This is a genomic window from Halorubrum sp. Atlit-26R, assembly GCF_003666015.1.
Lineage (GTDB): Archaea > Halobacteriota > Halobacteria > Halobacteriales > Haloferacaceae > Halorubrum.
In genome coordinates this window covers 1-6,733 of sequence record NZ_QPLT01000033.1, presented here as the reverse complement: position 1 = coordinate 6,733, position 6,733 = coordinate 1, and the positions used below count along the sequence as shown (strand labels likewise).

Annotated in this window: 10 protein-coding genes and 4 pseudogenes; 9 read left to right on the top strand and 5 right to left on the bottom strand. The window is 53.7% G+C overall.

Annotated elements, in window-relative coordinates; genetic code table 11:
- The 5 genes and pseudogenes from DVK07_RS18865 to DVK07_RS18850 all read left to right on the top strand — a co-directional run.
- A pseudogene (locus DVK07_RS18865) lies at nucleotides 1–115 on the top strand (IS6 family transposase); the annotation flags it as partial.
- 63 nt (nucleotides 116–178) lie between these two features.
- Nucleotides 179–490: pseudogene (locus DVK07_RS24255) on the top strand (homing endonuclease associated repeat-containing protein); the annotation flags it as partial.
- 33 nt (nucleotides 491–523) lie between these two features.
- A complete protein-coding gene (locus DVK07_RS22410; protein ID WP_255410500.1) occupies nucleotides 524–1,171 on the top strand; it encodes a homing endonuclease associated repeat-containing protein in 648 nt (215 codons plus the stop codon).
- Between the two features lie 174 nt (nucleotides 1,172–1,345).
- Nucleotides 1,346–1,552: pseudogene (locus tag DVK07_RS24425) on the top strand (hypothetical protein); the annotation flags it as partial.
- A gap of 69 nt (nucleotides 1,553–1,621) precedes the next feature.
- The gene (locus DVK07_RS18850; protein ID WP_199719612.1) at nucleotides 1,622–1,945 is read left to right on the top strand and encodes a hypothetical protein; all 324 of its coding nucleotides are present in this window, start codon (nucleotides 1,622–1,624) and stop codon (nucleotides 1,943–1,945) included.
- A gap of 102 nt (nucleotides 1,946–2,047) precedes the next feature.
- Here DVK07_RS18850 and DVK07_RS22790 read toward each other — a convergent pair whose 3' ends face one another.
- On the bottom strand, nucleotides 2,048–2,203 hold the full coding sequence (locus tag DVK07_RS22790) for a hypothetical protein (protein ID WP_158603184.1): 156 nt from the start codon (nucleotides 2,201–2,203) through the stop codon (nucleotides 2,048–2,050).
- 168 nt (nucleotides 2,204–2,371) lie between these two features.
- Between DVK07_RS22790 and DVK07_RS18845 the strand changes: the two genes are divergently transcribed.
- Nucleotides 2,372–2,572, top strand: a complete 201-nt coding sequence (locus DVK07_RS18845; protein ID WP_121598443.1) for a hypothetical protein — start codon at nucleotides 2,372–2,374, stop codon at nucleotides 2,570–2,572.
- A gap of 237 nt (nucleotides 2,573–2,809) precedes the next feature.
- A complete protein-coding gene (locus tag DVK07_RS18840) occupies nucleotides 2,810–3,316 on the top strand; it encodes an NUDIX hydrolase (protein WP_121598442.1) in 507 nt (168 codons plus the stop codon).
- A gap of 71 nt (nucleotides 3,317–3,387) precedes the next feature.
- Here the strand turns inward: DVK07_RS18840 and DVK07_RS22785 are convergent, their stop codons facing one another.
- Entirely contained in the window at nucleotides 3,388–3,543 is a 156-nt protein-coding gene (locus DVK07_RS22785; RefSeq protein ID WP_158603183.1) for a hypothetical protein, read from the bottom strand.
- Nucleotides 3,544–3,685: 142 nt separating this feature from the next.
- Nucleotides 3,686–3,886, bottom strand: coding sequence for a hypothetical protein (locus DVK07_RS18835; RefSeq protein WP_121598441.1), 201 nt, complete (start codon nucleotides 3,884–3,886; stop codon nucleotides 3,686–3,688).
- Between the two features lie 196 nt (nucleotides 3,887–4,082).
- Here DVK07_RS18835 and DVK07_RS18830 point away from each other — a divergent pair, with 196 nt between their 5' ends.
- Complete coding sequence (locus tag DVK07_RS18830) at nucleotides 4,083–4,424, top strand: hypothetical protein (protein WP_121598447.1); 342 nt, start codon at nucleotides 4,083–4,085, stop codon at nucleotides 4,422–4,424.
- Nucleotides 4,425–4,511: 87 nt separating this feature from the next.
- Nucleotides 4,512–5,468 carry an ArdC-like ssDNA-binding domain-containing protein gene (locus DVK07_RS18825; RefSeq protein ID WP_121598440.1) on the top strand — a complete coding sequence of 319 codons (957 nt, stop codon included), beginning with the start codon at nucleotides 4,512–4,514 and terminating at the stop codon, nucleotides 5,466–5,468.
- A gap of 471 nt (nucleotides 5,469–5,939) precedes the next feature.
- On the opposite strand, the gene DVK07_RS18820 is transcribed toward DVK07_RS18825, so the two are convergent.
- Nucleotides 5,940–6,479 carry a hypothetical protein gene (locus DVK07_RS18820; RefSeq protein WP_233565518.1) on the bottom strand — a complete coding sequence of 180 codons (540 nt, stop codon included), beginning with the start codon at nucleotides 6,477–6,479 and terminating at the stop codon, nucleotides 5,940–5,942.
- A 156-nt stretch (nucleotides 6,480–6,635) separates the two neighbouring features.
- Nucleotides 6,636–6,733 (bottom strand): annotated as a pseudogene (locus DVK07_RS18815) (IS5/IS1182 family transposase); the annotation flags it as partial.

Genomic DNA, 6,733 nt, shown 5'->3' with positions numbered 1-6,733 from the left:
TTTTAGAGAAGTAGAACGACGAACCTCTTCGTTTTCAAACTGTTTCAGCCACGTCGATCCACCGACCGCGGAAACGTGGTTACAAGCCCACGCCGTCTGGTGGAATCATGCTTAAGTTAACACGACGGAGACGGGCACAAACGAACCGGATGGGCGACCACCGACCCCAAAGGAGGACCTCCTTGCGGACCTCAAGGCGGTTGCCGAAATTGTCGGAGAGGCTCCATCAGAGCGGACCTACAGGCAGCACGGGGAGTATTCGGTGAAAACATACTGCAAGCGGTTCGGGGGGTGGAATTCGGCGCTACAGGCGGCTGGTTTTGAACCGAGCGTTGAAATCAACCTCTCCGAAGAGACGCTTATTACTGCTCTTCAGGAGTTCGCTGAGGAACTGGGTCAAGCACCGACATCTGATGAGATGGACCAGAATGGTCCATACACAGCGGCTCCATACAAGCGAGTATTCGGAACGTGGAATCGAGCTCTTGAGCAAGCTGGACTGGGAGTCCACTCTGCGTGGGGTGTGAGCAAGGAAGATCTGGTAGCCGAACTCAAGAGGCTCAACGAAGAGTTGGGACACGTTCCCCGTAAGAGTGAGATGCGGGATCAGGGAAAATGGAGCGGATCGATCTATCAAAAGCGGTTCGGTTCCTGGAACGAAGCCCTGACAGCCGCTGGCTTCGAGCCGAACGAGCGGTGGCGGATTCCGCGGGAGGATTTGTTGACCGAATTGCGAGAACTCGCAGAAGAGTTGGGCCACCCGCCGACAACGAGTGAGATGCTTGAGCACGGGAAATTCACGACCCAGCCGTATCGGCGCGTATTCGGTACGTGGCGAACAGCCCTACAGGCGGCCGACCCGGACTATCTAGAAAGCTACCGTCAGTCAGATACTGAGATAGTTCCATTTGGCTCGAACCGGCCACAGATTCGGGAGGAGATCATCACCCGCGACAACGAGTCCTGTCTGCGCTGCGGTATGGACCGCGAAGCTCACCGCGAGAAATTCGGTCGTGATCTTCCGGTTCACCATCGGATTCCTCGACGCCGGTTCTACGACGACCCAGACCAGTCGGTCGACGATGCAGATGTCCCGAAAAACCTGCTGACTCTCTGTATCCCGTGCCATCGCCGCCTCGAACGGCTGCCAGTCCAACCAGTAGTTGACTAACAAGCGAAGTCCCACGTTCAGCACAAAGGTATCTCCCGGCGAGCAGAGCGTCTACCTCCCGCCGGGGTGACTTCGCGACCTGTTTTTCGTGCCCCCAGAGAGGGCGAGGGCTCCTTCAAAAGCTCTCAGAGGTGACTTCCAGGGAGTCAACAACAGCGTCCTGACAACGTCTCGATCGACGAGATCCCGGTCGACATCGACAACACGCAATCAGCGGAGATCAATTCCGCCAACGTCCCCGACGAAATCGAGTCTATCACCCGTGGGCTCGCCGGTGAGCAGCCGCAGACGAATCCGCTGGTCGTGTTGAAAGCGGCCCGGTGGTGGTACATTCACGGCAAGGGCTCTGTTGAAATCCTATTCCTCAGACATATTCTCACCTGAAACAGCCGGTCGATGAGAGCTGCGAAAAGAACAAACTGTTTCTCCTCGGAACATAACCTTCTCAACGTGATTGATCAGGAGTTGCGGAGGAACCTCTTTAGAGTGGGAATCATCGTTGTTGCTTTCTTCGGAGCGATTTTTGTTTCCGTCTTCCTCAATTCGTATGCCCTCAGCGGCCTCTTCTCGTTAGTCGCCGTCGCTGGTGTGTTCCTGCTCTTGGAGCTACAGAAAGCGTACTCGATCACTATGATCGTCGTTGGAGTTCTCGCACTTGCGTTCGCCGTTCTCGGTTATCTGAATCTCAGTCTCGTAAATATGCCCGTTCTGTATGCCCTCCTCGCAGTACTGGGAATCGTTCGTGGCGGTCAGGCGTATCGAGCAACAGAATAACTGTACTGAACGATCTACAGTCGATTCTTCCGAGGTTGTGCGGCTGAATCACCCGCAAGTTCGCGTTTGCGAACTGAACGCCATCGGTGTCCACTGACGCTCCTATCGTATTCTGGCTGCTTCAAGCAATCCGAGAAGGACCATTCCCCCAGCAATCACAGTTAACAAAAAAGAGTTGTACGGAATCGAGAGCACACCGGCAGTGATACCCACTAATGTGATCTCAATTGCGAATAGCATCTCTCTCAGGTCGCTCATACGAGTGTTATCCTCAACAGTATCCTAATAGAGTAACTATCTCTATTCTACAGTTCTTGAGTGTTAAATACGAGACCTGTATTGATCATAACCGGGGCAGAATTTGTCAGTTTATGAGGATTTCAACAGAGACAAGAGAATAGAATTCGCTTAATAGATAGACAAGATATGAATGAAGATTTATTTGTTCGTGTAGTCGGCGGTATTGGGACGGTAGCGATTCTACTCGTTGCGGTTACAGTAGGCGTTTTATTGGGGAATAATCCTGATGAAATGTTTGCTTGGTCAATGATTAGTACAGTCGCACTCTCAACAGGTGCGGTTATAATCATCTACCGTTTCAAAGACAAATTAGATTCTCTGTACTGAACGATTCTTGAGCCCCCTGTATTGACCGCTCAGAGTGATCGATCTACATTATGAATGAGAGACTCTGTTGAAATCCTCAACGGGAGATATGTTCTTGGAGATGTACTGAATACAAAGCGCGAAGGCGGCATGAGATTGTGACCGATCTCCGAAGGGGAGATCACTTGGTACAGGCCAAGCAATGTTCCGTCCAAGGAGTGTAGAAAATCTTAACCATGGTGTCAAATTACTGTTAACATGGATATTTCTGACCCTCGTGAACGGTATGATGACCTCCTCGAAAAACGCCAGGTAGAGGAGGTTGGCGCGGAGGCGTTCGCGGAACTCAGAGAGACTGAAGCGTTCAGTACTGGGTGGGTCGTGTCAGCAGTTGTACTGGATGATGCCGAGCGCGTTCTCCTCGCCTATCACAGCGGTGACGGCTCGTGGCTCGTCCCCGGTGGAAGCGTTCAACCCGAAGAATCGCTCCGTGAAGCCGTTATCAGGGAAGTTCAAGAAGAAACAGGTGTCTCGGTTACACCAGATCGACCGCACGCCGTTGTGGAGAACATCGTTCAACACAACGGAGATTCTCAATCTTTTATATTTGTACTGTTCTCGGCACAGCCAGAATCAACGGAGACCGGGAACGAGTTGGGGGAACCCGGTGAGCCGATTGAGGATACAGATTGGTTTGACAAACTCCCCGACGAGATCTTTGAGCGGGAAATCGCAGAACAAGTACTAGAACGAATATATGAGTGAACGGCTCTGTTGAAATCCTTAGGAAGTGACACATTCTAACCCGGGTGTGGTCAATATAGGATATGAACTTATCAAAAATAGGTCCTCAGCGCGAACATAACGATGAACGCGCTAACTGCACCCACTAATCCGACTTCAACTGAGCTGTCGCCAAGAATGACAAGTCCGAGTAATGTGCCGACGGCGATGGCGAAACCGGATACGAGAGGACGACGAATGTTGGCCATTATGCCAGGTCTTCTGCCGACATTGAAAGTGTTTTCGAGCAATGAGAGTCTCTTATACGGTCCGGCTATCAATACGCACCCTTCAGCGACCAGCCGTTTCAGGCAATAATATGTCTGAAGAATAGGATTTCAACAGAGCTTGTCAGAACCAATCGTTCTTCCTGAGATAGAATATCGTAGTTCCAAAAACGAAACCTCCTATCGTTCCCTCGATGACTGCACCAGTCAACACACCGTCGAAGAGAACCGTTTGAATTACAATAGCGACTACGACCCAGACAACAACGTTCGTGAAGACGAATACCCACACGTTCTCCAGGTTGAAATGGCGCCCCTCGTTCATACTTTAATCACTGACTTCAATAGTAAATGCGTTCTCTGTACTGACCGATTCGTGACTCCCCTGTACTGACCACAACCGGGGGAGAATCTATCACTATCTGAGGACTTCTACAGAGTTGATCTAACTACGAGCGTTTTTTCGCGCCTCCAGAGAGAGGGAGGGCTCGATCAGGAGCCTTCACAAGCAGATGACCTTGGTGAGTCAACAACAGAGTCCGAGCGACGTCTCGACCGATGCGATTCCAGTCGATATCGCGAACACCCAATCCGGGAAGATCGAGCCCACCGATATGCCCGAGGAAATCCGGTCGATCATCCGTGGGCTCGCGAGCGAACAGCCACCAACGAATCCGCTAGTCGTACTGAAAGCGGCTCGGTGGTGGTACATCCATGGGAAGGAAGAGACCGACCCTGCGTGGGCTATCGAGTGGATACGACATCTGGCGAGGGACACGCTCAGCGACGTGAAACAGTTCGATGAGTTCCTCGACTACCTCGTCGCGGTCGGCTTCGCTGACGAGAAAGCAGCCCTTCGGTGACCGCCGGCGCGAGTTTTTGTGCGCCCCCAAGGGGTGCGGCGCAATCTGAACTGACGCAGTCGCCGTGAACTCGGTTTGCTGAAAATTATGGCTACGACCAGTGACTCGTCGGTCTCGTTTGAGGAGACCGATACAAGACACGACGAAATGCACAGTACCATCGAAGCGTGGATCGACGACCTCGTCGCCGGCGTCGACGACGCGCAGGCCAGCGAAGAGTTCCAAGAGTGGCTTGACGTCCAGAGTCGCTTTCACGACTACTCCTACCGGAACACGCTCCTCATCAAGCGGCAGTGTCCCGAGGCGAGCCGGGTGGCGGGCTACCGGACGTGGCAGGAGGAGTTCGACCGCCACGTCACGGAGGGCGAGTCGGCCATCTGGATCTGGGCACCGATCATCACCACGCAGTGCCCGGAGTGCGAGAACTCGCCGAGCTACCACGCGGACAGCGACTGTGAGTACGACGAGACGCCACCCGAGAAGTGGTCGGAGGGCCTCATCGGGTTCAAGCCTGCGCCGGTGTTCAACGTCTCCCAGACGGAAGGTGAGCCGCTTCCCGACCTGGACACGGAAGCGACCGGGGACTCCGACGACCTCGTCGAACAGTTGACTGCCGCCGCTGATGAACTCGCTGTGACGGTGCGAATCGTTCCAGCCGAGGAGTGGACCCACGGCGAGGCGAAGGGCATCTGCGAGCAGCTGAGTCTCGTCGATATACAACCACGTGTCGAGGTGCGTGATCGGGAGAACGAGGCCGACCTTGCGCGGACGCTGATTCACGAGTACGCACACGCCCTGCTCCACTTCGACGTCGACGACGGCACCGAGCGGGCGAAACGCGAAGTCGAGGCCGAAGCCGTCGCGTACGTCGTCGGGCGCTACTGCGGGCTCGACACGAGCAGGTCGGCGTTCTACCTCGCAGCCTGGGAGTCGGACGATCCCGAGGTCGTTCACGGCCGACTCGGGCGGATTAGTACCACAGCAGAGAAACTTATCGATATCCTCGAAGACGAACCCTCATCGATAACCTATTCTTTCGTGTGAAACGTTCCGCTCTCCCGGTCGAATAGATCTTTTTTTTCGCCCTACTCTGGTTTCACGACTTCATCACAGGAAGGACACTCCGCGAAAACACCTTTCTCTCCGTCCGCTTGCTCGTATTCGATGAGCTTCCACGCTGCCGAGATCTCGCGGTCGCAACTCGGACAGTGTCCAAGTGGCGCCGAGGTACCGGTCATTAGAGGGGAAAGAGGAGCGTGTGACCCTCCTTCCATCTGGTGGTTCCGTTTCAGATGTCATAAGCATTCGGTGGGATTGCGCGGCGAGCACCGGAGGGTAGTCATTGAATCCCAGAACGGTAACGCCGCATAACGGATACACCGTCTGCGCTGCGGAGGCCAAGGCTAACCTCACGGGTACCCCTCCCTCAACGACTGAGCTCGTCAAACTAAGCGATCTAGGGAACAGTCGTTGACATCCTCGAACCGTGTCAAAATGACACCACTAACTCGTGTGTCAGTTTTCTGCGAACCCACTCAGTGACTCTGCGACACGAAATCCGATTGTGTCGTCGAATCCTTCAGCAGCAAATCCGATTGCGAGCATCTCTTCGTCAGTGTTATCGACTCTAATCGCTGCCGAGGCAGTGGATTCTCCTTGGATTTCTGAATCACTATCCAATTCGACAGTAACCTCATATGCGCCGGATCCTGTCCACACGTCCTCGAAGGCAACCATCCCGTCTTCTTCCTCCTCATCAGATGAATCATCATCAGTGGACTCTGGAGGTAGCTCAAACGATTCTGAGAGAACCGTCTCATCCGACGGATCAGTAATCGTCAGAGTACCTGTGAGAACAGTCCCGGTCTCGTTGAAGAGATTTACATCGCCTAATGCGAGGTCGGCCAACCCGTCTATGATCGACGTACAGCCTGCCGTGCTAGCTATCAGTGCTGCCCCACCGCCGGCGAGGAATCGACGGCGGGACGTACTGTCTGTGTATTGATGGAACATCTGTTGGAGGGATCCAATATACCGATCCGCTGGCAGCCACATCAAGATACTGGACAGTTAAATTCTGGATTGACTTTTCACAATCCCTGAATGGTCAGCGGGCCCTTCGAATCTCGTTGGGTTGTTCTTGAGGCTCTTCGAAAGTTGTGAGGTTCATTTCCGAAGATTCTGCTGTGTTGAATAGATGCTGAGTCGCGTTTACAGCGGCTCACACAGTGGTTCTATGTTGGTAATGGCGAACATCAAGACGATTTCACGGAACTGCCGATACCAGCCAAGCGCTCGCACGGCATCGC

Coding starts and splice junctions, on each gene's coding strand:
- DVK07_RS22790 (WP_158603184.1), bottom strand. CDS start 2,203: ATGAGCGACCTGAGAGAGATGCTATTCGCAATTGAGATCACATTAGTG.
- DVK07_RS18845 (WP_121598443.1), top strand. CDS start 2,372: ATGAATGAAGATTTATTTGTTCGTGTAGTCGGCGGTATTGGGACGGTA.
- DVK07_RS18840 (WP_121598442.1), top strand. CDS start 2,810: ATGGATATTTCTGACCCTCGTGAACGGTATGATGACCTCCTCGAAAAA.
- DVK07_RS22785 (WP_158603183.1), bottom strand. CDS start 3,543: ATGGCCAACATTCGTCGTCCTCTCGTATCCGGTTTCGCCATCGCCGTC.
- DVK07_RS18835 (WP_121598441.1), bottom strand. CDS start 3,886: ATGAACGAGGGGCGCCATTTCAACCTGGAGAACGTGTGGGTATTCGTC.
- DVK07_RS18825 (WP_121598440.1), top strand. CDS start 4,512: ATGGCTACGACCAGTGACTCGTCGGTCTCGTTTGAGGAGACCGATACA.
- DVK07_RS18820 (WP_233565518.1), bottom strand. CDS start 6,479: ATGTGGCTGCCAGCGGATCGGTATATTGGATCCCTCCAACAGATGTTC.